This window comes from Streptomyces physcomitrii (assembly GCF_012273655.1).
In the GTDB taxonomy this organism is placed as follows: domain Bacteria; phylum Actinomycetota; class Actinomycetes; order Streptomycetales; family Streptomycetaceae; genus Streptomyces; species Streptomyces physcomitrii.
Genome location: NZ_JAAWWP010000012.1, coordinates 186,163 through 209,689, shown reverse-complemented (window position 1 = coordinate 209,689; position 23,527 = coordinate 186,163). Strand labels below are relative to the sequence as shown.

Sequence of the window (23,527 nt, the reverse complement as noted above, 5' to 3'; positions counted from 1 at the left end):
TCCATGGCAGCAGGCTGCGGTGCGCCGGGGCAGGCACCGGACCTCACAAGGGCACGCGCAGCGCCTTCTCGATCACCTCGGCCGCACCCGCCGCCTCGGGCGAACTGCTGCCGAGCAGCGAGGCCCGTACGGTGCGCATCCGGTCCCGCAGCCGCTGCGACTCCATGCCGCGCGCCTCCTCGGCCATCCTGGTCGCGGTCGCGGCGGCCGAGTCGTCGGCGCCCAGGCGCAGTTCGACCTTGCTGAGCATCGCGAGCCGGTGCACCCGGCCCCGGTCGTGGGCGGGCGCGGCCACCGCGGCGACGGCGTTCTCGCGCGCGGCCCGCAGCTCCCCGAGGCCGAGCAGCGCCTCCGCCACCTGGACGTTGACCAGGCCCGGCTGCACATACCCGGTCTCGTCGGGCTCCGTACCGCGGTGGATGCGGCCCGCGGCGGACTCGGCGCGGGAGATGCAGCGGTAGGCGCTCGCGGTGTCGCCGAGCCGGGCGTAGGCCTTGGCCTGCATCGCGTACAGATCGCAGGCGAGGGCCGGGGTGATCTCCCGCCCCGCGGCCCGCAGCGCCGCCTCCGCGAAGGCGACCGACTGCCGGAACTCCCCCATGAACAGGGACTGGTTGACGAGCAGGGCGATGACATAGGCGCCCAGGCCCCGGTCTCCGCTGGCCTTGGCCAGGCGCAGGGCCTGGTGGAAGTAGCGCTGGGCGAGTCCGTGCGCGTTGGAGTCGTAGGCGCAGATCCCGGCGACGGCGACCAGGCCGCCGGTGGCGCGGTGCAGCTGGCGCCCGGTGGCGTCCGGGTAGCTGCCGCGCAGCAGGGCGGCGGTCTCGGAGTTGAGGAAGCCGACGATGCGGGCGCGGGTCGCCACCCCGCCCGCCTTGCGGTACATCTGCTCGTAGTGGGTACGGGCCGCGCGCAGCATCTCGATGTCGGCGCGGTCCACCCGGCGGGCCCCGCCCCGCGAGACGTCGATGTCCTCGGGCGGGTTCTCCCACTCCCAGACCGGCATCACCGCGGGGGTGCCGGTGACCGCCGGGGCGCCGAGCAGATGGGGGCGCTGCTGCTCGTCGCTGCGCCACAGGGCGGTCGCCCGCTCCACGAAGCCGGAGAGCGAGGAGGTCGGCGCGGCGCCCGGCTCCCCCGGCACCCCGAGCCCGATGTCGTCCAGGGTGACCGGGCGGCGCAGCCGGGCCGCGAGCACCTCGCAGATCAGGTCGGGGACCTGGCCCCGGGGGCGCTGGCCCTTCAACCAGCGGGCGACCGCGGTGTGTTCGTAGCGCAGGCCGAGCCCGCGGGCCCGCCCGGCGAGGTTCACATGGGCGGCCAGGCCCGAGTGCGAGATGCCCGCCTCGTCGAGTATCGCGTCGAGCAGTGTGTTGGGCTGCATGGTGCCCTCCGGTGGCTCAGAGCGGAAAGCGTAGACCAGCGGGCGGGAAGTTTCGCCGGTGCGGCGGGAGTTGGCCGGGGCCGGTCCGCCCGCTCCCGGCCGGTCCCGGCGGGGAGCCGGGGGCCCGGTCCGCGAAGGCCCGCCGCCGCGCACACGGGGTGTGAACGCAGTGCCCGCTCCTGCTCGGAACGTGCCCTGTCGCAGACGGTTTCACGCCGCTTGACTGAAATCCCTCGTAAGAGGCCGGAACGGCCACCAGCACTCCCGCATCCGCACGGTGGCCACCGCCGCGCCGTCCGCCCCGCCGAGGCCCGCCCGAACATCCCGGCCGGGCGGGCGGCGCCCTTCCGCCTCCCCGAGCACGGACCCCCGAGAGCACGAAGGGGCGCGCCATCCCGGCGCGCCCCTTCGTGTGCTGTCCGCGTGTGCCGCCCGGTGGCTCAGGCCCCGCGCAGCACCGCCCCGGTGCGCTCGCCCGCGAGCGCGACGGCCGCCTCGCGCGCGGTCGAGGCCTCCTCCACGGTCAGCGTGCGGTCCGGGGCCCGGAAGCGCAGCGCGTACGCCAGGGACTTCTTGCCCGCGCCGATCTGCTCCCCGGTGAAGACGTCGAACAGCCGGATGGACTCCAGAAGTTCGCCCGCGCCCTCGCGCAGCACCCGCTCCACGTCCCCGGCCGGTACCGAGTCGTCCACCACGAGCGCCACGTCCTGGGTCGCCACCGGGAAGGTGGAGATCCGCGGACCCGGCACCACGGGCTCGCCCGCGGCCTCCACCCGGTCCAGGTCGATCTCCATGGCGCTGGTACGGGCGGGCAGGCCGAGGGCCTTGACCACCCGCGGGTGCAGCTCGCCCGCGTGCCCGACGAGGTGCTCGGTGCCGTCGACGACGACCGCGAGCTCCGCGCAGCGGCCGGGGTGCCAGGGTCCGTAGGCGCCCTGGCGGACCAGGAGTTCGGCGCCCGCCTCGCGGGCCACGGTACGGGCGGCCTCGACGGCGTCGGCCCAGTCGGCCGGGCGGCCCCTGCCCCACCAGCCGGACTGCTCGCGGGCGCCCGCGAGGACGACCGCGGCGCGGCGGGGCTGCTCGGGCAGCGCGGCGCCGAGCGCGGCGATCTCCTCCTCGGTGGGGCGCCGGTCCACCGGCAGCCGGGCGGCGAGCCGCCGCTCCTCGCGCGCCAGGAAGACCAGGCCGGTCTCGAAGAGGGCGAGGTCGTGGCTGCCGCGGCCGTCGTTGCGCCGGAGCGCGCCGAGCAGCCCGGGCAGCAGGGTGGTGCGCAGCGCCGGTTCCTCGTCGGAGAGCGGGTTGACCAGCGTGACCAGCCGCCGGTGCGGGTCGTCGGCGGCCAGGCCGAGCTGGTCCAGCGCGTGCGCGGACAGGAAGGGGTAGTTGAGCACCTCGACATAGCCCGCCCCGGCAAGGGCCCGGCCGATGCGGCGGTGCAGCCGCTGCCGCCCGGTGAGCCCGCGGCCCGCGGGGGGCTTGGGCAGCGTGGAAGGCAGGTTCTCGTACCCCTCCAGCCGGATGACCTCTTCGGCGAGGTCGTTCGGGTCGGTCAGGTCGGGGCGCCAGGACGGCACGGTGACGGTCAGCTCGTCCGCTCCCGCGACGTCGCAGCCGATCTCCTGGAGCCGCCGTACGACGGTCTCGCGGCCGTAGGCCACGCCCGCGACCCGGTCCGGGTGGTCGGCCGGGACGGTGACGGTGCGGGGCTCGCCGGGGGCGACGATCTCGGTGACGCCCGCCTCGGCGGTGCCGCCCGCGAGCAGCACCAGCAGGTCGACGGTGCGCTGCGCGGCGGCGGCCGCGGCGAGCGGGTCCACGCCGCGCTCGAAGCGGCGGGAGGCCTCCGAGCCGAGCTTGTGGCGGCGGGCGGTGCGGGCGACGGAGAGCGCGTCGAAGTGCGCCGCCTCGATCACCACGTCCGTGGTGCCGCCGATCCGGCCCGTCTCCGGGTCGGGCACGGCGTCGGCGATCTCGGTGTTGGCGCCGCCCATCACCCCGGCCAGGCCGATCGGACCGCGGTCGTCGGTGATGACCAGGTCCTGGGCGTCGAGCACCCGGGCCGCCCCGTCCAGGGTGGTGAACTTCTCGCCCTGCTCGGCCCGGCGCACCCCGATGGTGCCCTCGATGCGCGCGCGGTCGTAGGCGTGCAGGGGCTGGCCCAGCTCCAGCATCACGTAGTTGGTGACGTCGACGGCGAGCGAGATCGGCCGCATCCCGGCCTTCTGCAGCCTGCGCTGGAGCCAGATCGGGGAGCGGGCCTCGGGGTCGAGGCCGGTGACGGTGCGCGCGGTGAAGCGGTCGCAGCCCTGCGGGTCGTCGATCCGGACCGGGTAGCCGTGGGTGTTCGCCGCCGGGACGTCGAGCAGCGCCGGGTCGCGCAGCGGCAGCCCGTAGGCGGTGGCGGTCTCGCGGGCGACGCCGCGCAGCGAGAGGCAGTAGCCGCGGTCGGGGGTGACCGCGATGTCCAGTACCTCGTCGACGAGTTCGAGCAGCTCGACCGCGTCGGTGCCCGGCTCGTACTCGGGCGGCAGCACGACGATGCCGCCCGAGCCGTCCTCGCCCATGCCCAGCTCGCCGCTGGAGCAGATCATGCCGCGGGAGACCTTGCCGTAGGTCTTGCGCTCGGAGATCGCGAAGCCGCCGGGCAGCACGGCGCCGGGCAGGACCACGACGACCTTGTCGCCGACCGCGAAGTTGCGGGCACCGCAGACGATCTCCTGCGGCTCGCCGGTGCCGTTGGCCTCGCCGACGTCGACGGTGCAGAAGCGGATGGGCTTCTTGAACTCGGTCAGCTCCTCGATGGTCAGCACCCTGCCGACCACCAGCGGACCGGCCAGACCGGCGCCGAGCCGCTCCACGGTCTCCACTTCGAGACCGGCCGAAATGAGCTTGGCCTGTACGTCGCGACCGGTGGCCGTCTCCGGCAGGTCGACGTACTCCCGCAGCCAGGAAAGCGGGACCCGCATCAGATCTCCATCCCGAACGGCCGGGTGAACCGGACGTCGCCCTCGAACATGTCACGCATGTCTTCGACGTTGTGGCGGAACATCAGCATCCGCTCGATGCCGAAGCCGAACGCGAAGCCGCTGTACTTCTCCGGGTCCACCCCGCAGGCCACCAGCACCCGCGGGTTGACCATCCCGCAGCCGCCCAGCTCGATCCAGCCCTCGCTGGAGCAGGTGCGGCAGGGGCGGTCCGGATCGCCCACCGAGGCGCCCTTGCACACGTAGCAGAGCATGTCCATCTCGGCGGACGGCTCGGTGAAGGGGAAGTAGTTGGGGCGCAGCCGGGTCTTCATGTCCGGGCCGAAGAGCGACTGGACCATGTGGTCCAGGGTGCCCTTGAGGTCGGCCATGGTCAGGCCCTCGTCCACGGCGAGCAGTTCGATCTGGTGGAAGACCGGGGAGTGCGTCGCGTCCAGCTCGTCGGTGCGGTAGACCCGGCCGGGGCAGACGATGTAGACCGGCGCCTCGCGCTCCAGGAGGGCGCGCGCCTGCACCGGGGAGGTGTGGGTGCGCAGCACGACCCCGGACTCGTCGCCCTCGGTGGGCTTGCCCTCGGGGGTGGTGCCCTCGACGAAGAAGGTGTCCTGCATCTGCCGGGCCGGGTGGTCGGGCAGGAAGTTCAGGGCGTCGAAGTTGAACCACTCGGCCTCGGCCTCGGGCCCCTCCGCGACCTCGTAGCCCATCGCGACGAAGACGTCCGCGACGCGCTCCATGAAGGTCGTCAGCGGATGGCGGGCGCCCGCGGGCTCGCGGTCGTAGGGCAGCGTGACGTCCACCGCCTCCTCGACGAGGACGCGGGCGTCGCGCTCCTCCTCCAGGGCGCTCTGGCGGGCCGCGAGCGCCTTGTTGACGGCGCCGCGGGCCTGGCCCACGCGCTTGCCCGCCTCGGCCTTGGCCTGCGGCGGCAGGGCGCCGATCTCGCGGTTGGCCAGCGCGAGGGGGGAGCCGCCGCCGGTGTGGGCGACCTTCGCCTCCTGGAGCGCCTCGAGGTCGCCGGCGGCCTCGAAGGCGGCGAGCGCCTCGTCCCGCATGCGCTCGATCTGTTCCGGTTTCAGTGCCTCGACCTCGACAGGGTCGTACGACTTGTTCGGTGCCGACATCTCTTCCCGTGCTTCCGGTTGGGTGGCGGTGGTCCCCGTCGCGGACTCGTCTGCGGATACGTGCGATGAGCGGCCGATACCGCGCTCACAAGGACGCAAAGGTGCCAAAGGCCGAGTCTAGCGGGGTGGAGCGGGGCGAAGGCGCCCGTGGTGGCTAGGCGAGATACGCCGGGGCCGCCACGGGCAGGGTAAATCGGAACTGGGCGCCGCCCCCGGGGCCCCGCCCGACGGTGATGGTCCCGCCGTGCGCCTCGACGATGCCCTTGACGATGTAGAGCCCGAGACCGGTGCCGCCCCGTTTGCTGCCCCGCCAGAAGCGGGTGAAGACGCGGCCCATCGACTCCTCGGGGATGCCGGGGCCTTCGTCGCTCACGGTGACGGCCGTTCCTTCCTCGGCGCCGTCCGCGGACGGGGACGGCTGGGCGGGACTCTCCAGGCGCGCGGGCGCCACCTCGATGGTGACGGTTCCCTCGCCGTGGCGCACCGCGTTTTCCAGCAGGTTGCTCAGCACCTGGTCGATCTTGTCGGGGTCGGCCCACAGGGCGGGCAGCGGCTGCTCCACCCGTACCAGGAAGCGGTCCGGGAGCCGGCCCGCGGCGACCTGCGCCTGGATGTGCCGGCCGACGGCGGCCCCGATGTCGACGGGCTGGCGGCGCACCTCCAGGCGCCCGGAGTCGATCCGGGAGATGTCGAGCAGCTCGGTGATCAGCCGGGTGACGCGGTTGGCGTCGGCGTCCACGGTCTCCAGCATGAGCCGCTTCTGGTCGTCGGTGAACCGCTCCCACTTGGCGAGCAGGGTGGCCGTGAACCCCTTCACGGAGGTGAGCGGGGAGCGCAGTTCGTGGGCGACGGTGGCGATCAGCTCGGCGTGGCTGCGCTCGGTGCGGCGGCGGGCCTCGGTGTCCCGCAGGGCCACCACCACCTTGCGCACCGGCCCGGTCGGGCGGCTGCGGACGTAGCGCGCCGAGACCAGCACCTCCCGCCCGCCGGGCAGCAGCAGATTGCGCTCCGGCTGCGCTACGCGCGTGGAGAGGCCGCCGTACGGATCGGTCAGCTGCCACCAGCGGCGGCCCTTCAGGTCCTCCAGGGGCAGCACGGTCTCCAGCGGGGCGCCGAGCGCCTGCTCGGGGGAGGTGGCGGTGATCCGGGCGGCGGCGGCGTTGAAGCAGACCACCCGCCCGTCCGCGTCGGCGACGACGAGTCCGTCCGGGAGTTCGTCGGGGTCGAGCCCCGGTGCCTCCGGTGCCGCGGGGGCCCGGTCCGCGGGGCAGGCCGCCGGGGAGGCCTCGCCCGGCCCGGGGGCGGCGGCCCGGCGCGGCCCGGGTGTCCTCGGTCCGCCAGCGGCGAGACTCATGCGCCTACCCCGCCCTTCGCCCTCGTTCGGTCCTCGGGCGGGTCACCTTACCCAATGGAGGTCGCTCAGCGGCATCCGCCGGGTGCGCGCTGTGCACGGGCGGAGGCGTACAGGCAGACCGCGGCGGCCGTCGCGAGGTTCAGGCTCTCGGCGCGGCCGTGGATCGGGACGCGCACCACGGCGTCCGCGAGGGCCCGGGTCTCCTCCGGCAGGCCCCAGGCCTCGTTGCCGAAGACCCAGGCGGTCGGCCCGCCCATGGCACCGCGGTCCAGCTCGGCGTCCAGGTCCTCCGCCCCCGCCCCGTCCGCGGCGAGGATCCGCACCCCGGCCTCCCGCAGCCCCGCCACGGCCCGCTCCACCGGGACCCCGACGGCGACCGGCAGATGGAAGAGCGAACCGACCGAGGCCCGTACGCACTTGGGGTTGTACAGGTCCACCGAGGCGTCGGTCAGCACCACCGCCTCGGCCCCGGCGGCGTCCGCGCAGCGCAGCACGGTGCCGGCGTTGCCGGGGTCGCGTACGTGGGCGAGGACGGCGACCAGGCGCGGCCGGGCGGCGAGCACCTCCTCGAAGCGGGTGTCGAGGAAGCGGCAGAGGCCGACGACGCCCTGCGGGGTGACCGTGTCGGACATCTCCGCGACCACCTCGCCGGAGGCGGTCAGTACCGGGATCCCGGCCGCCCGGCAGGCGTCGAGGATGTCCGCGTGCCGTTCGGCGGCCTCGGGCGTGACATAGACCTCGACGAGGTGCGCGAGGGCTTCCCGTACGGCCTGCGGGCCCTCGGCGAGGAAGCGCCGCTCCTTGCCGCGGAAGCTGCGCTTGGCGAGGCGGCGGGCGGCGACCACGCGCGGGGAGCGCAGGGACGTCAGCTCGGGGAGTGCGGCCATCAGGTGGGGGCTGCCTTCGTGTCGGTCGCGTCAGGGTGGTGCGCCTCCCGGGCCGGGACGCGCGCGGACCCGCAGGCCAGGGGCCTGCGGGTCCGGCGTGGGCGGTGGTGTGCGCCCGGGTGTCAGGCGGCCTTCGGCGCGTTGACGTCGCTCGGCAGCGCCTTCTGCGCGACCTCGACGAGCGCCGCGAAGGCGTTCTGGTCGTTGACCGCGAGCTCGGCGAGGATCTTGCGGTCGACCTCGACGTTGGCGGCCTTCAGACCCTGGATGAAGCGGTTGTAGGTCATGCCGTTGGCGCGGGCCGCGGCGTTGATCCGCTGGATCCACAGCTGACGGAAGTCGCCCTTGCGCTTCTTGCGGTCGTTGTAGTTGTAGACGAGGGAGTGGGTGACCTGCTCCTTCGCCTTGCGGTACAGGCGCGAACGCTGACCGCGGTAGCCGCTGGCCTGCTCGAGGATTGCCCGGCGCTTCTTGTGGGCGTTCACTGCCCGCTTGACGCGTGCCACTTGTTGACTCCTTGTAGCGGGGCCGCGGTCATCCTCACGCGGCCCGGTTTCGAATAGGTCCCGGTCCAGTCGTCAGGCCCCCGAGCGGGGGCCTGAGATCACTTGCCGAGAAGCTTCTTGATCTTCGCGGCGTCGCCCGGGGCCATCTCGGCGTTGCCGGTGAGGCGACGCGTCACGCGGGACGACTTGTGCTCAAGCAGGTGGCGCTTGCCGGCGCGCTCGCGGAGCACCTTGCCGGAGCCGGTGATCTTGAAGCGCTTCTTGGAACCGCTGTGCGTCTTGTTCTTCGGCATAGCGCCGTTCTCTCCTCGTCATTGGCGCCCCCTGCCGGGCCGGTGTTCAGCGGACCGGCGCTACGGGAGCGTCAGCTGTTTCGGTGTCGTCCGGGACCGCGCCCCGGATCAGGCCTCGACGTGCTCTTCGGCAGCTTCCTCGGCGGGCTGCTCCGCGGGCTGCTCGGCCGTACGGGCCTGGCCCTGGCGCTCGGCCTTGCGGGCGGCCTGGGCCTCCCGGGCCTCGGCCATGGCCTCGGTCTTCTTCTTGTGCGGGCCGAGAACCATGATCATGTTGCGGCCGTCCTGCTTCGGATTCGACTCCACGAAGCCGAGGTCCTGGACGTCGTCCGCGAGGCGCTGCAGCAGCCGGTAGCCGAGCTCCGGCCGGGACTGCTCGCGACCACGGAACATGATCGTGATCTTGACCTTGTCACCCTGCTTGAGGAACCGGACGACGTGACCCTTTTTGGTGTCGTAATCGTGCGGGTCGATCTTCGGCCGGAGCTTCATCTCCTTGATGACCGTGTGCGCCTGGTTCTTGCGCGCCTCACGGGCCTTCATGGCCGACTCGTACTTGAACTTGCCGTAGTCCATGAGCTTGCAGACGGGCGGACGGGCGTTCGCCGCCACCTCGACCAGGTCGAGGTCGTACTCCTGGGCAAGCTCCAGGGCCTTGGCAAGCGGAACGATCCCGACCTGCTCGCCGCTGGGACCGACAAGACGCACTTCGGGAACGCGAATCCGGTCGTTGATGCGGGGCTCGGCGCTGATGGATCCTCCTAGGTAGCACCACGCGACGGTCTGGCGGACAGCCGCGCAAGTCTGTAGTTCGTGAGACCTAACCGCGCCGGTGCATGAAAAATGCCCCGGACGATCACAGACGGGGCTCCTGTACTACCGGAACACCGCCGCGGATCGCGGGGCTATCGGACGGAGAACACCCCAGGGGCGCTTTCCGTCTGACCGGTGACCCGCCGCCCGGAGGGCGAGAGGGTGGGAGTGCGGAGCCTCCACTTGTGGGCCGGACACATGGATGTCCAGCCGGTCGTCACACAAGGTTAGCAGCTTTCAGGAGTACCGCCAAAGCGGCGGAAGCCCGCCTCCGCCACGGCCGCCGTCCTCCCCCGGGTCGACGGCCGCGCTCCCCCGCGGGCCCTGCGACCCGGCTCGCTCGCGGGCTCCGCCACGGACCGGCCCCGCCCCGGACCCGAACTATCGTGTCCGGCATGAGCGACGCCAGCCAGGACCACCCGGCCGCCGAGGGCAGCGCCCCGGGCGCCCCCGACTTCGACACCATGACCCGCGACATCGCGGACGTCCCCGCGGTCGAGGTGATCACCACCGTCGCGGTGCATCTGCTGAGTGCCGCCGCGGTCGACCTGGGCCTCGCCGAGGGCGGCGAGGCCCACAAGGACCTGGACGAGGCCCGCAAGCTGATCCACTCCCTGGCCGGTCTCCTGGACGCGAGCGCCACCGAGATCAGCTCCTTCCACGCCGCCCCGCTGCGCGACGGGCTCAAGTCCCTCCAACTGGCCTTCCGCGAGGCCTCCGCGGTCCCGGACGAGCCCGGCCAAGGCCCCGGCGAGAAGTACACCGGCCCCGTCTTCGGCTGAGCGGCGGATCCGCGCGGGCGGGCTTCCGCACGCGGACCGGTGCGTCCCTCCGTACCCGGACTGTCGCGCATGTGGATGTGGATCCGTACGCGCGCCCGTGCACGGAACCGCGGGTACACACGTACACATGCCCGTGCGCGGACTCGCGGGAAGCACGCGCCGATCAGGGGCGTACGTACAGGGGCTCGCCCGGAGGTGTCGCCTCGGGCGGCAGCAGGGCGAGGTCGAGGCCGCGGACCAGCCGGGCGCGCAGCGTCTCCTCGGCGGCCAGGCGGGCGGCGAGCGAGCGGAGGGCAGCCGCCGGGTCCGCGCCGCCGTCCAGGACCACGGCGAGGGTGCCGTCCGCCCGACCCGCGCCGAGGTGGGCCCGCAGCACCGCGGGCTCCGCGGCGACCACGCGCCGGACCGCCTCGGCCACCGCGGGGTCGGCCAGCGGATCGGTGCTGGTGCGGCCCTCGGCGAGGGCGAGCAGCGCCGCCCCGGTGAGCGGGTAGGCCACCGGGCCCGCCACGTCGAGCAGGACGGTGTCGGCCTGCTCGTGGGCGGCGGCCTGGAGCGCCTGGTGCAGCGGTACGGCGACGGGGCGCGCCGCCGGGTCCCAGCGGGCGAGGGTCTCGGTGGAGGTGAAGGCGGGCAGGGCGGTGCGCGCCCCGGCCTTCAGGGTGGGCACCGCCATGTCGCTGGTCTTCTCATGGCGCAGCCCCCGCTCGTCGGTCTCCACCTCGCCGAGGACCGCGACGACGGGCACCAGCAGACGGGCTCCCGCGAGGGCGCTCAGCACCTGCCCCTCGGCCGCGGGGTCGGCCGCCCAGGCCGCGAGGGCGGCGGCCAGCCGGGGGTCGGCGGTGCCGTCGTCGTCACCGAAGGCGGAGTCGGGGATGTTCTTGTTCGCCACAGCCGAGGAGCCTACCGAGCGCGGCGGGCCGACCGGGGCGGCGGGGCCCGCGGGGCTCCGGCGGTCGCGGGGCTCAGGGTGGACGGGGCTCAGCCCCTCGCCGATCGCCCGACGTGGAGCAAGTACCCGCCGTGGACGGGGGGTTCGAGCCCGGTCGGCCGCGTGACGTGACCGAAGTGCCGGGTACGGCCCGGGAGTTCAGCGTGCGCCCGGCCGCCGTCCGCGCCACAGGTACACCGCGGCGCCGACCAGGAGCACCCCGGAGCCCGCGGCCAGCGGGCCCGCCCAGCGGGCGATCGGATGGGTGTCGGGGCCGCCGTCGGGGCCCGGGCCGAAGTGCGGCTCCGCGTACCCCTTGGCGGACATGGCCGCAGGCTCCGCCTTGCCGCCCTCGCGCAGCGCGGCCACCGGGTCGAGGAAGCCGAAGCCGCGGGAGTCGTCGTGGCCGCCCTCGGGCGCCGGGTCCGCGGTGCGTTCCAGAAGGCGCTTGACCTGGGCGGGATCCAGGTCCGGGTGGGCGGCGCGGACCAGGGCGACCGCGGCGGAGACGAAGGCCGAGGCGGCGCTGGTGCCCCAGCCCCGGTAGTACTTGTGGTCCGGGTCGGCCATCACGATCTCGTCGCCGGGCGCGCTGACGGTGGCATACCAGCGGCGGGTGGAGAACTTCGAGCGGTTGCCGTAGCGGTCCACGGCGGTGGCCACGATCACCCCGGGATAGGCCGCCGGGTACGAGATGTGGTCGCCCTTCTCGCCGCCGTTGCCCGCGGAGGCGACCAGGACGGCGCCCTTCTTCAGCGCGTACTGCACCGCCGCGTCCTCGCCCGCGTCCGGGTGGGCGGAGGCCGAGTCGTCGCCGAGCGAGAGGTTGATGACGTCGGCGCCCTGGTCGGCGGCCCAGCGGATGCCCTGGGCGAGGGCGCTGCCCCGGCTCTGGCGGGCCTTGCGGCGGGCCGGGTCGCCCTCCTCCAGGATCACCCGTACCGGCAGGATCTTGGCCGCGGGGGCGAGCCCGAGGACGCCGTCGCCGCGGTCGGCGCCGTGGCCGTGCCCGGCGATGATGCTCGCCATGGCGGTGCCGTGCCGGGCCCAGGCGCGGTCGCCGCGGCCCGCGCCGAAACCGACGATGTCCTTGCCGGGCAGGACGTTGCCCTTGAGGTCGGGGTGCTCGGCGTCGACTCCGGTGTCGAGGACGGCGACGGTGATCCCGGCGCCCTTGCCGCTGCGCCAGGCCTCCTCGGCGTCCAGGGCCTCCAGGCCCCACTGGCGGGCGCGTACGGAGTCGGCGTGGGCGGCGGCCGGTGGCAGCAGGGCGAGCAGGGCGGCGGTCGACAGGGCTGCCCCGGCGCGGTACTTGGCGGTGCTCATCAGTCGTCCTCCGGTCCCGAACCGGCCTCGGTCCGCAGGCTGCGCTCCAGGCGGTCGGCGAGCCCCTTCGCGTCGTGGCCGAGACCGGCCTGGGCGGGTGTCGTCTCGGCGCCCTCGGCGACCGCCTCGGCCGCGGACTGCGGGGCGAAGACCTTGCGCCCGTCGGCGAATCCGGAGACCGCGTACACCACCACCGGCGCGTCGGTCAGCACCGACACCGTCCACGAGGCGCGCTGCGCGCTGCCGAACTCCCCCGCCACGGTGCCCTCGACGGGGTAGGTACGCGGCATCAAGTCGGCCCGCCGCCCGAGCCCCTCCTCGGTGAACCGGCCGCGCAGCGCCCGCATCGCCTCGGCGTCGCCCTTGGTGAACAGCAGCCCCACGGTGGTGACCTGACTGCGGGTGGCGTCGGTGTACGTGGCGCGCAGCAGCCGCAGGCAGCCGACCGGGGCCAGCGCCTTGGCGAGCAGCGGGTCGAAGGCCTCCGCGCAGCCGGAGTCCGGGGCCACTCCGATCCGGGTCCAGGTCCGGTCGGCGCCGCCCGGCCCGGCGCCGCCGCCCTTGACCGTGGTGGGGAACAGCTCGTCCACCGGCAGGTTGTGCCACAGCCCGGCGGCGTCCTCGTACCGCTGCGCCGCCGTGACCGCGCCGTCCTCCCCGCTGAGCGCGATGCCCGCGGCGCCGCCGCCGATCAGCCCGATGCCGAGCACCAGGCAGCCGAGGGCGGCCGCGAGGCGCGGCACCCGGCGCTCCCGGACCGGCCGCAGCCGCGCGGTCGGCTCGTCCGCCGGGGGGAAGGGGTACGTGTCCGCCGGGGCGAAGCTCACAAAGGGCCGCCCGGCACCGGGGCCCGGCGTCAGATCGACGGCACCGGTGGAGCGCAGGGCCGCTTTGCCACGGGGGGAGACCGCGGGCGGGACGGGCGGAGGCGGGGGGATCGAAGCCGCCGGAGGGGGCGCCGGAGGGGTGGAGGGCGCGGGCGGGGCGGGGGGCGTCGAAGCCGCGGTGGGCGTCGCGGGGGCGGCCGGGGCGGCGGGCGTCGAAGGCGCCGGGGGCGTGGGCGGGGCCGGGGGCACAGGCGGGTAGGTCCCTGTCTCCGTACGGGGTGAGCGGGGTGAGGGGATCGCGGCCGGGGGCGGACTCTGCCGGGGCGGGGCCGGGACCGGGGCGGTCGGGTAAGGGGGCGGGGCCTTGGCCGGCGGAGCGCCGGTCCCCACGGTGGGCGGCGTCTCCGGCGGGGCCGGGAGGGGCGGGCGCGGGGGTGCGTCCGACGAGGCCGGTGCGGTCGGCGGAACCGGAGGGGCCGGTGCGACCGGCGGAGCCGAGGAGATCGGCGGAGCTGGCGGGGCCGGCGGAGCCGGAGGCCGCGACAGCCGCGACGGCTGCGGCTGCGGCTGCGGCTGCGGCTGCGGCTGCGGCTGCGGCTGCGGCTGGGCAACGTCCGTGCCGGGGGCGGGAGTTGAGCCGGACTCCGCCGAAGTCGCGGGAGCGGGCGGGGTGTCGGGGAAGCGCGCGGAGGCCACCGGAGGCGGCGGGGCCGGTATCGCCCCCGTGTCGGAGGGGGTGAGCCGGGGGAAGACCCGCGATCCACCACGGGCGCCCGACTCGTCGGCGGGCCCGGAGGACGCGGAGGCACCGGCACCGGCACCGGCACCGGCACCGGCATCAGAAGGCCGGGAGACACTGGCAGTATCCGCCGCCGCCCCACCCGGGCCCCGCTGCTCCACCGCACCCGAGGGCGTCCTCGTACCCGAAGATGCCCCCGTACCTGAAGATGACTCCGTACCCGAAGCTGTCCCTGCCTCCGTCCCCGACGCGGCGTCCGCGTCCGAAGCGCTTTCCGCGGCCGCCGTGTCCCCGCCCGGCGGAGGCGTCGGCGGGACGGGCTCCGGAGGGGGTGCGGACCGGGGCGGCGCCGCGGGGGCCTGTCGTGCGTCGGTGTCCATGCGTCCGCACCCCCTCCACGACTGCACCCGCCCGGCGCTTCGCCTGCCGCTCACTGTCACCCACGCGGAGACGGCCGAGACGCACCGGCCGGTTCCGTCACGCCCTTGTGCGGAGGCCGTCACTCCACGCGTGCGCGTCACTCTACGGGCTGAACGAGGCGTACCGTCAGTCAGTCCCCGGCTACCGGGGGATTGGCCCGTATCATCCCCCTACCCTGCGATAATTCGATCTGACAGGCTGCCAGCATGACTGCCCGCTCCACCGACCGAGCCCGCTACGACCGTGCCACCGCCCACCTCGACGCCCCGCTCGCCGTGGTGGATCTGGAGGCCTTCGACGCCAACGCGGCGGACCTCGTCCGCCGGGCGGCCGGGAAACCGATCCGGGTCGCGAGCAAGTCCGTCCGCTGCCGGGCGCTGCTCGAACGGGCCCTGGCGCACGAGGGCTTCGCGGGGGTCATGTCGTTCACCCTGGCCGAGTCGCTGTGGCTGGTCCGCTCCGGCGTCGAGGACGTACTGCTCGCCTACCCGACCGCCGACCGCGCGGGCCTGGCCGAACTCGCCGCCGACCCGAAGCTCGCCGCCGCGGTGACCGTCATGGTCGACGATCCCGCCCAGCTGGACCTCTTCGACGGGGCCCGGGCCGGGGGCCGCGAGGAGATCCGGATCTGCCTCGAACTGGACACCTCCTACCGCCTGTTGGGCGGCCGGGTCCGGATAGGCGCCCGCCGCTCCCCGCTCCACTCCCCCGCCGCGCTCGCCGAACTGGCCCGCGCCGTGGACCGGCGGCCCGGCTTCCGGCTGGCCGGGGTGATGGGCTACGAGGGCCATGTGGCCGGTGTCGGCGACACGGTGCGCGGCAAGCCGCTGCGCTCCCGCGCCGTCCGGGCCATGCAGGCGGCGGCGCGGCGGGAACTGGCGGTGCGGCGGGCGGCCGCCGTGCGGGCGGTGCGCGCGGTGGTGCCGGAGCTGGAATTCGTCAACGGCGGCGGCACCGGCAGTGTGCAGCACACCGCCGCCGAGGAGGCGGTGACCGAGGTGACCGCCGGTTCCGGACTGTACGTACCGCGGCTCTTCGACGACTACTCCTCCTTCCGCGGCAGGCCGGCCGCCCTGTTCGCGCAGCCCGTGGTGCGCAGGCCGGGGCCCGGTGTGGTCACGGTGCTCGGCGGCGGCTACCCGGCCTCGGGCGCGGCGGGCACCGACCGGCTGCCGGAGCCCTGGCTGCCGGAGGGGCTGCGCTACGACCCGCTGGAGGGCGCGGGCGAGGTGCAGACCCCGCTGCTGGGCAGCGCCGCCGACGACCTCCTCCTGGGCGACAGGGTCTGGTTCCGGCACGCGAAGGCCGGGGAGCTGTGCGAGCGCTTCGAGAACCTGCACCTGGTGGAGGGCGAACGGATCACCGCCACCGTCCCCACCTACCGCGGCGAGGGCCACACCTTCCTCTAGGCCGTGTCCGGACAACACACCTAGGCCGCGTCCGGACACGGCCTAGGAGGCCCGAAGCAGGGCGAGTTGAGCCCCCAACGGGCGGGGCCGGGCGGTCCGTGGTGCCGTCCGGAGCGCCGCGGGCGCCTACTCCCCGGGGTCGACGGAGCTGCCGACGCCGCCGTCCCCGGACTCCTCGCCGAGCCCGCGGATCCCCTCGACGAACTTGTCGATGTCGCCGACCGGGGGCGCGTCCTTGCCCGCGTCCACCACGATCCGCACCAGGACCATCGACTGGGACCCGGTGCTGGAGGGGAAGGCCACCGACTGCACGTAACCGCCGGGCCCGGCACCGGTCTTCACCTTCCAGCGGACCAGATAGCCCTCGCGCCCGGCCACGGTGACCCGCTCCGACTTGACCTGCTTGTGCGAGGTGATGCCGTCGAAGGGCTCGCGGTCGAGGGCGTCGGTGCCGTAGGCCTTCTCGGCGGCGTCGGAGATGTCCTTGGTGGCGAGGGCCTTCGCGGAGGTCTCGCTGCTGCCGGTCGCGGTCCGGCTGCTGACCGTGCCGTGGTGGCAGAATCCGGCGTCGCCCGGGCAGTCGTAGGTGTGCGGGGTGGTGACCAGGACGCTGACGTCGCTGGCGTAGTCGTCGGGCTTCTCCCAGCCGTCGAGTACGGGCACGCTGATGCCGTTGAGCTGGTCGGTCGCCCGGGAGGGGTCGGGGTCCTCGGACTCCTGCGACTCGCTCGGCGAGGGGGACGGCGTGGGCGTCGGCGAGGCGGAGGCGGTGGCCGTCGGGCCCGGGTCCGGCTCGGGGTCCTCGTCGTCCTCGCCGAGCAGCAGGGCACCGGCGGCGATCGCGGCGACCAGGACCACCCCGGCCACGGTCAGGGCGATGACCTTGCTGCGGCTGCCGTTGGTGTCGGTGCGCGGGGCCATCGCGGCCGTGGGGTAGTCGCCCTGCGCGGGGCCGAAGCCGCCCTGGGCCGGGCCGAAGCCGCCGGGTGCGGTCTCCGGCGCGGGGGTGCGCCGGTGCTCGGTCCAGGTGGTGCCGTCCCACCAGCGCTCTGCGCCCGGTGCGTCGGGATCCGGATACCAGCCGGGCGGGGTCGACATGCTCATGGCGGCACTGTAGAACGCCCGGTCAGCGGTCGTACACGCGCCCCCGGCGGGTTCCGGCCGGGGGCCCGTTTCGCGGGCGCGGAAGCTCAGGCCGGGCGGAGCGGCGCCCCCAGCTGGGCGGCGAGGACCGCGGGCGCCTCGGCGAGCGAGGGCCCGTACCAGGTGAGGTGGCGCCCGCTGACCAGGGCCGCGGGCACCGGGAAGGACTCGGGCCCGTCCTCGGCGGTGAAGCGGTACGGCTCGTCCGGCAGCACCACCAGTTCGGCCCCGCCGGAGGTCAACTCCCCCAGCGGCACCCGGGGGTAGCGCTCCTCGTGCCCGGCGTAGAAGTTGCGCACGCCGAGGCGGGCGAGCAGGTCCCCGGCGAAGGTGTCGCGGCCGAGCACCATCCAGGGCCGCCGCCAGACGGGGACCACGGCCGTACGCCCGGGCTCCTGGACGGGCGGCGCGGACCAGGCCTCCTCGGCGGCGTCGAGCCAGCGCGGGCGGGACGGGACCCCGCAGGCGGTGAGCACCCGGGCCAGCTCGCGGAAGGCCTGGGGCAGGGTGCGGATCTCGGTGAGGAGGACCTCGATGCCCGCGGCGCGCAGCTCCGCCAGGTCCGGGGCGCGGTTCTCCTCCTCGTTGGCGAGCACCAGCTCGGGGGCGAGCGCGAGGATCTCCCCGACCCGCGGATTCTTGGTGCCGCCGATCCGCGGGACGCCGAGCCCGGCCGGGTGCGTGCACCAGTCGGTCGCGGCGACCAGGGCACCCGGCGCGCTCACCGCGAGCGTCTCGGTCAGCGAGGGCACGAGCGAGACGACTCGGGGAGGCGGCATCGGTGCGCTCCTTCGGACGGCGGCCGGGATGCCGAGCCTAGGGGGTGTCCGGGGCGTGGGCGGACGGGTCGGGATCTCTGCGGGGCCGTGGGCCGGGACGGATGCGTCGGTGGCCGGATCCGGACGGTCCCGTACAGGGATACGGACGGTCCGGTACGGAGAGCCGGACGGTGCCGTACGGGGATACGGGCGCCTGCGGAGGAGAATCCGGGCGGCCCGGTGGGCGGGGCCGGGGTGGGGCGGGCGCGTCGGAGCCGGGTCCGGGGGCCGCCGCGTTGCAGGCTGTCGCCATGCAGCCGGGGATCTTCAACCGCATGCTCGGGCTCTTCCTGGGCGGCGAGCACCGCTCCTTGCACCTCAAGGCCGCCGGGACCGCGACGCTCTCGCTGCTCGTCACGGTCTTCGTCTCCTCCTGGGCGGTGGTCGCCGCCGAGGAGGGCGCGTCCGGCGCCAACATCACCGACTATCCCAAGGCGCTGTGGTGGGCGGTGGAGACGGCCACCACCGTGGGCTACGGCGACCTCTACCCGGTCACCCTCTGGGGCCGGATCGTCGCCCTGGTGGTGATGGGCGTCGGCATCACCACCTTCGGGATGGTGACCGCGGCCCTCGCGACCTGGTTCGTCGGCCACGAGCAGCGCCGGGCCCGGCTGCTGCACAAGGCGGAGCACGAGGCGCGGCGACTCGCCCAGGACGCCGCCGGGGACGCGGAGGACACGGTGCGCTCCCTGCACCGGCGCTTCGACCGGCTGGAGGAGGCGCTCGCCGGGGGTCAGGGCGGCGGCGGTCCGCAGGACGGGTGAGCGGTGCTTCGCGGGCGGATCGGTACTACGGAGCGTAGGGACCGGCCCGCGCGGTGGCGGGAGGCGGACGCCGGACGGCGGCGAGAGGCGAAGGCCGGACGGCGGCGGGAGGCGAAGGCCGCGCGGTGGCGGGAGGCGGAGACCGGACGGCGGCGTGCGGGGCCGCGCGGAGCGGGACACGGATGCGGGCGGGCGCGGCCCGGACCTCACGCACCGACCTGGGGCACCCCGGCGGCGGAGAGCGCCTCAGCTCCGCCCGCGCTCCTCGATCGCGTCGATGTGCCCGGCCACCGCGACCACCAGGACCCGGGTGTCCGGCACGGTGGCCCGCCAGCGGTGGCGGACGCCGCCGGTCAGGTAGAGGGTGTCGCCGCGCACCAGGCGGTAGGCGCGGCCCTCGGCCTCCACCTCGACGGCGCCGTCCGCGACATAGAGCAACTCGTCGTTGCGGTGCTGGAATTCGCGGCGGCCGTCGTGGTCGCCGGTGAACTCCAGGGCGTGCAGCTGGTGGCGGCCGCGGACCAGGGCGCGGACCCGGGATCCGGCCGCCGGTTCCGGTTCGGCCTCGGCGCGCAGCAGGTCCACCTCGCGGGCCGGGTCGGCGGCGTCGAGGAGTTCCACGGCGGTGGTGCCGAGGGCGTCGGCGACCTTCTGCAGGGACTGGGCGCTCGGGCGGGCCCGGTCGTTCTCGACCTGGCTGAGGAAGGGCACGGACAGCCCGCTGCGCTCGGCGACGGTGGCCAGGGTGAGGTGCAGCGAACGGCGGCGCCTGCGGACGGCCGCTCCCACCCGGCGGTTCTCCTTGTCGTCCATCGCCCCCACTCCCTCCCGTGCCTCGCCCCGCGGCCGTGCTGCGAACGGGCCGCGATCCGGTGTGTCTCTCTGCACCTTACGCACCATCCGCAAGCGGAACCCGGGCTCCGTCCTCTTGGCGTGCACACAGTCTCGTGAAATCCGGGCCGCGGCGATGGTTTTCCCCGATTTCCGCCCAACCGGTACCGGTCGGCCGCCAAGCTGTGTCCCTACGGCATCCTGGCGGGCCCCCCGGCCACGGCCGGTACCCGGCCGCTCACGCCGAAGGGCGGGCCCCGCCACACAGCGGTGCCCGCCCTTCACCCGGAGTGCTCCGGTCCCCGCCTCGCGGGGGGACCGGCCCCTCGCGCCGCTACATCGGCGCCATCCGGTCGACGATGCCCGGGTGCTGCTTCATCCAGGCGGCGACGGCCTCCTCTTCCTTGCCCTTGCCGCGGTCCTTGATCTCGTTCTCCAGACCGGCGAGTTCCTTCTCGCTCATCTTGAAGTCCTTGATCCACTTGGTGAGCCGCGGGTACTGCTCGGGGAACTTCTTGCTGGAGATGGTCCGGATCGTATTGCCCGTCCCGAAGTGCCCCTTGGGGTCGGCCAGCTTGGTCAGCTTGTACTCGTTGTAGGCCCAGTGCGGGGTCCACAGCACGACCGCGACCGGCTCCTTCTTGGCGTAGGCGCGCTTCAGCTCGGTGAGCATGCCGGGCGTGGAGCCGTCCACGACCTCGTACTCCTTGTCCAGGCCGTAGCCGGGCAGCACCTTCTGCTTGAGCAGGTTCATCTCGCCGGTGCCCGGCTCGATGCCGATGATCCTGCCCTTGAAGGTGTCGCCCTTGCCCTTGAGATCGGCGAGCGACTTCACGCCCTTGACGTACGAGGGCACCGCCACCTCCAGCGAGGTGGGCGAGTACCAGCTGCCGAGATCCTTGAGGTTCTCCTTGTTCTTGTCCCAGTACGACTTCTGCGCGTACGGCAGCCAGCCGTCGAACTGGAGGTCCAGATCACCCCGCGCCAGCGCCGTGTAGACCGGGCCGACGGCGAACTGCTTGAGGTTCATCCGGTAGCCGCGCTCCGCGAGGACGGCCTTCCACAGGTAGGTGACGGCGATGTCCTCCTCCCACGGGAACCAGCCGACGTTCAGGGCGCGGGCGGCCTCGCCCTCGCCCTTCTGGGCGACGGGCGCCCACTTGTCGACGAGCGAGGGGTTCTTCTTCAGCCACGAGCGGACGGCCTCCTGCTCCTTGCCCTTGCCGCCCTTCTTCTGGATCTCGGCCTCCAGGCCGGTGAGCTGCTTCTCGCTCATCTTGAAGTTCTTGATCCACTTGGCGACCTGCGGGTTCTCCTCACTGAAGCCCTTGCGGGCCGTCATGTGGATGCCGTCGCCCTTGCCCCAGGCGTTCTCGGGGTCCTTGAGCTTCTTGAGGTCGTAGTCGCTGTAGGCCCAGTGCGGGGACCAGAGCACGACCGCGACCGGCTGCTTCTTGGCGTAGGCGCGCTTCAGCTCGGTGAGCATCGCGGGCGTGGAGCCGTCCACGACCTCGTACTCCTTGTCCAGGCCGTACGCGCCGAGCACCTTCTTCTTCAGCAGGCCCATCTCGCCCGCACTGGGCTCGATGCCGATGATCTTGCCCTTGAAGGTGCTGCCCTTGCCCTTGAGGTCGGCGAGCGAGTCCACACCCTTGACGTAGGAGGGCACCGAGATTTCGAGCGAGGTGGGGCCGTACCAGCTGCCGAGGTCCTCCAGCTTCTTGCCGTACTTCTTCCAGTACTCGGCGTGGGTGACCGGCAGCCAGGAGTCGGTCTGGAAGTCGATCTGGCCCTGGGCGAGTCCGGTGTACAGCGGGCCCGCGGTGTACTCGGTGGGCTTCACCTTGTAGCCGCGCTGTTCGAGGATCTCCTTCCACAGGTAGGTGGAGGCAATGGCGTCGTCCCAGGGGACGTAGCCCATGCTGAGTTCCTTGCCCTGGCCGACGTCGGTCGAGGCCTCGGTGCTCCCGGAGTCGCTCGTGCCGAAGACGCCCATGCCGCCCGCGACCAGCGCGAGGACGACGACACCGACGACCGCGACCGCGGGGCGCGGGCGGTAGTCCCAGAACTTCAGGCCACCGGTGGTACGGGCCTTCTGGGCGGCGCGGCGGCCGAGCGGGGAGAGCTGGGTGCCGAGGGCGCTGGTGAGGCGGTCCAGGTAGATGGCGATGATGACGATGCCGAGGCCGGCCTCGAAGCCGAGACCGACGTCGAGGTTGCCGATCGCCTCGTTGACCGCGCCGCCGAGCCCGCCGGTGCCGACCATGCCCGCGATGACCACCATCGACAGGCCCAGCATGATCACCTGGTTGACGCCCGCCATGATCGTGGGCAGCGCCAGCGGCAGCTGCACCCGCAGCAGGGTGTTGCGCGGCGAGGTGCCGAAGGCCTCGGCGGCCTCGACGAGTTCCTTGTCGACCTGGCGGATGCCGAGTTCGGTCATCCGCACCCCGGGCGGCAGGGCGAAGATCAGGGTGGCGACGATGCCCGCCGGGACGCCGAGGCCCACGAAGAGCATGGCCGGGATGAGGTAGACCATGGCCGGCATGGTCTGCATCAGGTCCAGGACGGGCCGTACGACCGCGCTGACCGTGTTCGAGCGCGCGGCCCAGATCCCGAGCGGTACCGAGATCAGCAGCGCGATGATCGTCGCGACCAGGACGAGTGAGAGGGTGCCCATCGCGTCCTCCCACAGTTCGAGGGAGTCGATGAGCAGGAAGCCCGCGAAGGCGAGCACGCCGCCGGTCAGGCCGCGCAGCCAGAAGGCGAGAACCGCGAGGATGCCCGCGAGCAGCATCGGCTCGGGCGCGGTGAGCACCCCGTCGATGGCGTCGTACATCCCGTTGCAGACCGACTTCACGAAGTCGAAGAGCCAGGCCATGTGGTCGACGAGCCAGTCGACCCCGCTGTCGACCCAGTCGCCGAGAGGAATCCTAGGCACCCGCGCTCACCTTGCCCGTGTCGCTGTCGTCCTTGCCGATGGCCACCGGGGGCGCCGCTGCCGCGGGCTCCTCCGGCGGCATCGGGTCCCCGAGCACGGCGAGCAGCCGCTGCCGGGTGACCACACCCGTGAGGCGGCCCTCGGCGTCGGTGACGGCGACCGGGGTCTCGCTGCCCGCACAGGGGGTGAACAGCTCCAGTACGGGGGTGTGCTCGCGCACCGTGGCGGGGGCCGCGGCGAGGACGTCCTCGGCGGTCCGCAGCTCCTTGCCGCCCGCAGTCCTGGTCCCGAAGGCCTCCTCGGGGTCGGCCATCACCGCGCCCGCGGTGAGCACCCGGGAGCGGTCGACGTCCTGGGTGAAGGCGGCGACATAGTCGTTGGCGGGGGTGACAAGGATGTCTTCCGCGGTGCCGGTCTGCACGATGCGGCCGTCGCGCATGACCGCGATGCGGTCGCCGAGGCGCATCGCCTCGTTGAGGTCGTGGGTGATGAAGACGATGGTCTTCTTCAGCCGCCGCTGGAGTTCCAGGAGCTGGTCCTGCATGTCCCGGCGGATCAGCGGGTCGAGCGCGCTGAAGGACTCGTCCATGAGCAGCAGGTCGGCGTCGGTGGCCAGCGCCCGGGCCAGGCCCACGCGCTGCTGCATGCCGCCGGACAGCTCGTCGGGCCAGGACTTCTCCCAGCCCTTGAGCCCGGCCAGCTCCAGGGCCTCGGTGGCCCGCCGCTCCCGCTCGGACCGCGCCACGCCCTGGACCTCCAGGCCGTAGGCGGCGTTCTCCAGGACGCTGCGGTGCGGGAAGAGCGCGAAGTGCTGGAAGACCATGCTGATCCGGGTGGCCCGTACGCGGCGCAGCTCCCGGGCGCCGAGTGCGGTCAGGTCCTGCCCGTCGAAGAGGACCTGGCCCGATGTCGGTTCGAGCAGCCCGTTCAGCATCCGCAGCAGCGTGGACTTGCCGGAGCCGGAGAGGCCCATGACCACGAATATCTGCCCTGGCTCGACGGTGAAGGACGCGTCGATGACGGCGGCGGTGGTCCCCTCGGCCCGCATTTCCTCGCGGTCCGCACCGCCCTTCAGTTTCTCCACCGCGTCAGCGGCTCGTCTGCCGAACACCTTGTACAGATGCTCTGCTTGCAGTCTGGACACATGCACCTCTCGGGTCGAGCGAAGCGGGCCCGCGTCTCCCCGGTCGCAGGCCGGGGTGTGGAACGGGTTCTGCCCGCATCAGCCGGCCGCAACTGGGCGGGGCC

The 23,527-nt window shown here is 73.9% G+C and carries 19 protein-coding genes; 3 read left to right on the top strand and 16 right to left on the bottom strand.

The features are described 5' to 3' along the window. Positions 1–43 precede the first annotated feature (43 nt). The 8 genes from HFV08_RS20425 to infC all read right to left on the bottom strand — a co-directional run bounded on the left by HFV08_RS20425 (position 44) and on the right by infC (position 9,285). On the bottom strand, positions 44–1,384 hold the full coding sequence (locus HFV08_RS20425) for an NsdA family TPR-like regulatory protein (protein ID WP_168541176.1): 1,341 nt from the start codon (positions 1,382–1,384) through the stop codon (positions 44–46). A 440-nt stretch (positions 1,385–1,824) separates the two neighbouring features. Continuing rightward, entirely contained in the window at positions 1,825–4,353 is a 2,529-nt protein-coding gene (gene pheT / locus HFV08_RS20420) for a phenylalanine--tRNA ligase subunit beta (protein ID WP_168541175.1), read from the bottom strand. Continuing rightward, positions 4,353–5,492 (bottom strand): phenylalanine--tRNA ligase subunit alpha, encoded by a 1,140-nt coding sequence (gene pheS, locus HFV08_RS20415; protein ID WP_168541174.1) that lies wholly within the window; start codon positions 5,490–5,492, stop codon positions 4,353–4,355. The genes pheT and pheS overlap by 1 nt, the downstream gene beginning before the upstream one ends. A 154-nt stretch (positions 5,493–5,646) precedes the next feature. After that, a complete protein-coding gene (locus HFV08_RS20410; protein WP_168541173.1) occupies positions 5,647–6,846 on the bottom strand; it encodes a sensor histidine kinase in 1,200 nt (399 codons plus the stop codon). A gap of 65 nt (positions 6,847–6,911) precedes the next feature. Beyond that, the gene (locus HFV08_RS20405) at positions 6,912–7,733 is read right to left on the bottom strand and encodes a TrmH family RNA methyltransferase (protein ID WP_168541172.1); all 822 of its coding nucleotides are present in this window, start codon (positions 7,731–7,733) and stop codon (positions 6,912–6,914) included. 122 nt (positions 7,734–7,855) lie between these two features. Then, entirely contained in the window at positions 7,856–8,239 is a 384-nt protein-coding gene (gene rplT, locus HFV08_RS20400) for a 50S ribosomal protein L20 (RefSeq protein ID WP_040254990.1), read from the bottom strand. A gap of 98 nt (positions 8,240–8,337) precedes the next feature. Then, positions 8,338–8,532 (bottom strand): 50S ribosomal protein L35, encoded by a 195-nt coding sequence (gene rpmI / locus HFV08_RS20395; protein ID WP_040254989.1) that lies wholly within the window; start codon positions 8,530–8,532, stop codon positions 8,338–8,340. A 108-nt stretch (positions 8,533–8,640) separates the two neighbouring features. After that, positions 8,641–9,285 (bottom strand): translation initiation factor IF-3, encoded by a 645-nt coding sequence (gene infC, locus HFV08_RS20390; RefSeq protein ID WP_168541239.1) that lies wholly within the window; start codon positions 9,283–9,285, stop codon positions 8,641–8,643. Between the two features lie 455 nt (positions 9,286–9,740). On the opposite strand from infC, the gene HFV08_RS20385 reads away from it, so the two are divergent. Beyond that, on the top strand, positions 9,741–10,127 hold the full coding sequence (locus HFV08_RS20385) for a DUF1844 domain-containing protein (RefSeq protein WP_168541171.1): 387 nt from the start codon (positions 9,741–9,743) through the stop codon (positions 10,125–10,127). Positions 10,128–10,290: 163 nt separating this feature from the next. On the opposite strand, the gene HFV08_RS20380 is transcribed toward HFV08_RS20385, so the two are convergent. The 3 genes from HFV08_RS20380 to HFV08_RS20370 all read right to left on the bottom strand — a co-directional run bounded on the left by HFV08_RS20380 (position 10,291) and on the right by HFV08_RS20370 (position 13,214). Next, positions 10,291–11,022 carry an SseB family protein gene (locus HFV08_RS20380; protein ID WP_168541170.1) on the bottom strand — a complete coding sequence of 244 codons (732 nt, stop codon included), beginning with the start codon at positions 11,020–11,022 and terminating at the stop codon, positions 10,291–10,293. Between the two features lie 198 nt (positions 11,023–11,220). Beyond that, entirely contained in the window at positions 11,221–12,387 is a 1,167-nt protein-coding gene (gene mycP, locus HFV08_RS20375) for a type VII secretion-associated serine protease mycosin (RefSeq protein ID WP_168541169.1), read from the bottom strand. Beyond that, positions 12,387–13,214, bottom strand: a complete 828-nt coding sequence (locus HFV08_RS20370) for a hypothetical protein (RefSeq protein ID WP_210430548.1) — start codon at positions 13,212–13,214, stop codon at positions 12,387–12,389. The genes mycP and HFV08_RS20370 overlap by 1 nt, the downstream gene beginning before the upstream one ends. 1,365 nt (positions 13,215–14,579) lie before the next feature. On the opposite strand from HFV08_RS20370, the gene HFV08_RS20365 reads away from it, so the two are divergent. Beyond that, positions 14,580–15,782 carry an amino acid deaminase/aldolase gene (locus HFV08_RS20365; RefSeq protein ID WP_168541167.1) on the top strand — a complete coding sequence of 401 codons (1,203 nt, stop codon included), beginning with the start codon at positions 14,580–14,582 and terminating at the stop codon, positions 15,780–15,782. Positions 15,783–15,908: 126 nt separating this feature from the next. Here the strand turns inward: HFV08_RS20365 and HFV08_RS20360 are convergent, their stop codons facing one another. Further along, the gene (locus tag HFV08_RS20360; protein WP_246341898.1) at positions 15,909–16,886 is read right to left on the bottom strand and encodes a DUF2510 domain-containing protein; all 978 of its coding nucleotides are present in this window, start codon (positions 16,884–16,886) and stop codon (positions 15,909–15,911) included. An 86-nt stretch (positions 16,887–16,972) separates the two neighbouring features. Then, complete coding sequence (locus HFV08_RS20355) at positions 16,973–17,704, bottom strand: helical backbone metal receptor (RefSeq protein WP_168541166.1); 732 nt, start codon at positions 17,702–17,704, stop codon at positions 16,973–16,975. Positions 17,705–17,994: 290 nt separating this feature from the next. Here HFV08_RS20355 and HFV08_RS20350 point away from each other — a divergent pair, with 290 nt between their 5' ends. Beyond that, positions 17,995–18,507 carry a potassium channel family protein gene (locus HFV08_RS20350; protein ID WP_168541165.1) on the top strand — a complete coding sequence of 171 codons (513 nt, stop codon included), beginning with the start codon at positions 17,995–17,997 and terminating at the stop codon, positions 18,505–18,507. A gap of 246 nt (positions 18,508–18,753) precedes the next feature. On the opposite strand, the gene HFV08_RS20345 is transcribed toward HFV08_RS20350, so the two are convergent. The 3 genes from HFV08_RS20345 to HFV08_RS20335 all read right to left on the bottom strand — a co-directional run bounded on the left by HFV08_RS20345 (position 18,754) and on the right by HFV08_RS20335 (position 23,423). Continuing rightward, entirely contained in the window at positions 18,754–19,320 is a 567-nt protein-coding gene (locus HFV08_RS20345) for a helix-turn-helix domain-containing protein (RefSeq protein ID WP_168541164.1), read from the bottom strand. A 352-nt stretch (positions 19,321–19,672) separates the two neighbouring features. Further along, positions 19,673–22,279 (bottom strand): ABC transporter permease/substrate binding protein, encoded by a 2,607-nt coding sequence (locus HFV08_RS20340; protein ID WP_168541163.1) that lies wholly within the window; start codon positions 22,277–22,279, stop codon positions 19,673–19,675. Beyond that, entirely contained in the window at positions 22,272–23,423 is a 1,152-nt protein-coding gene (locus tag HFV08_RS20335) for a quaternary amine ABC transporter ATP-binding protein (protein ID WP_312885754.1), read from the bottom strand. The genes HFV08_RS20340 and HFV08_RS20335 overlap by 8 nt, the downstream gene beginning before the upstream one ends. Positions 23,424–23,527: the final 104 nt, after the last annotated feature.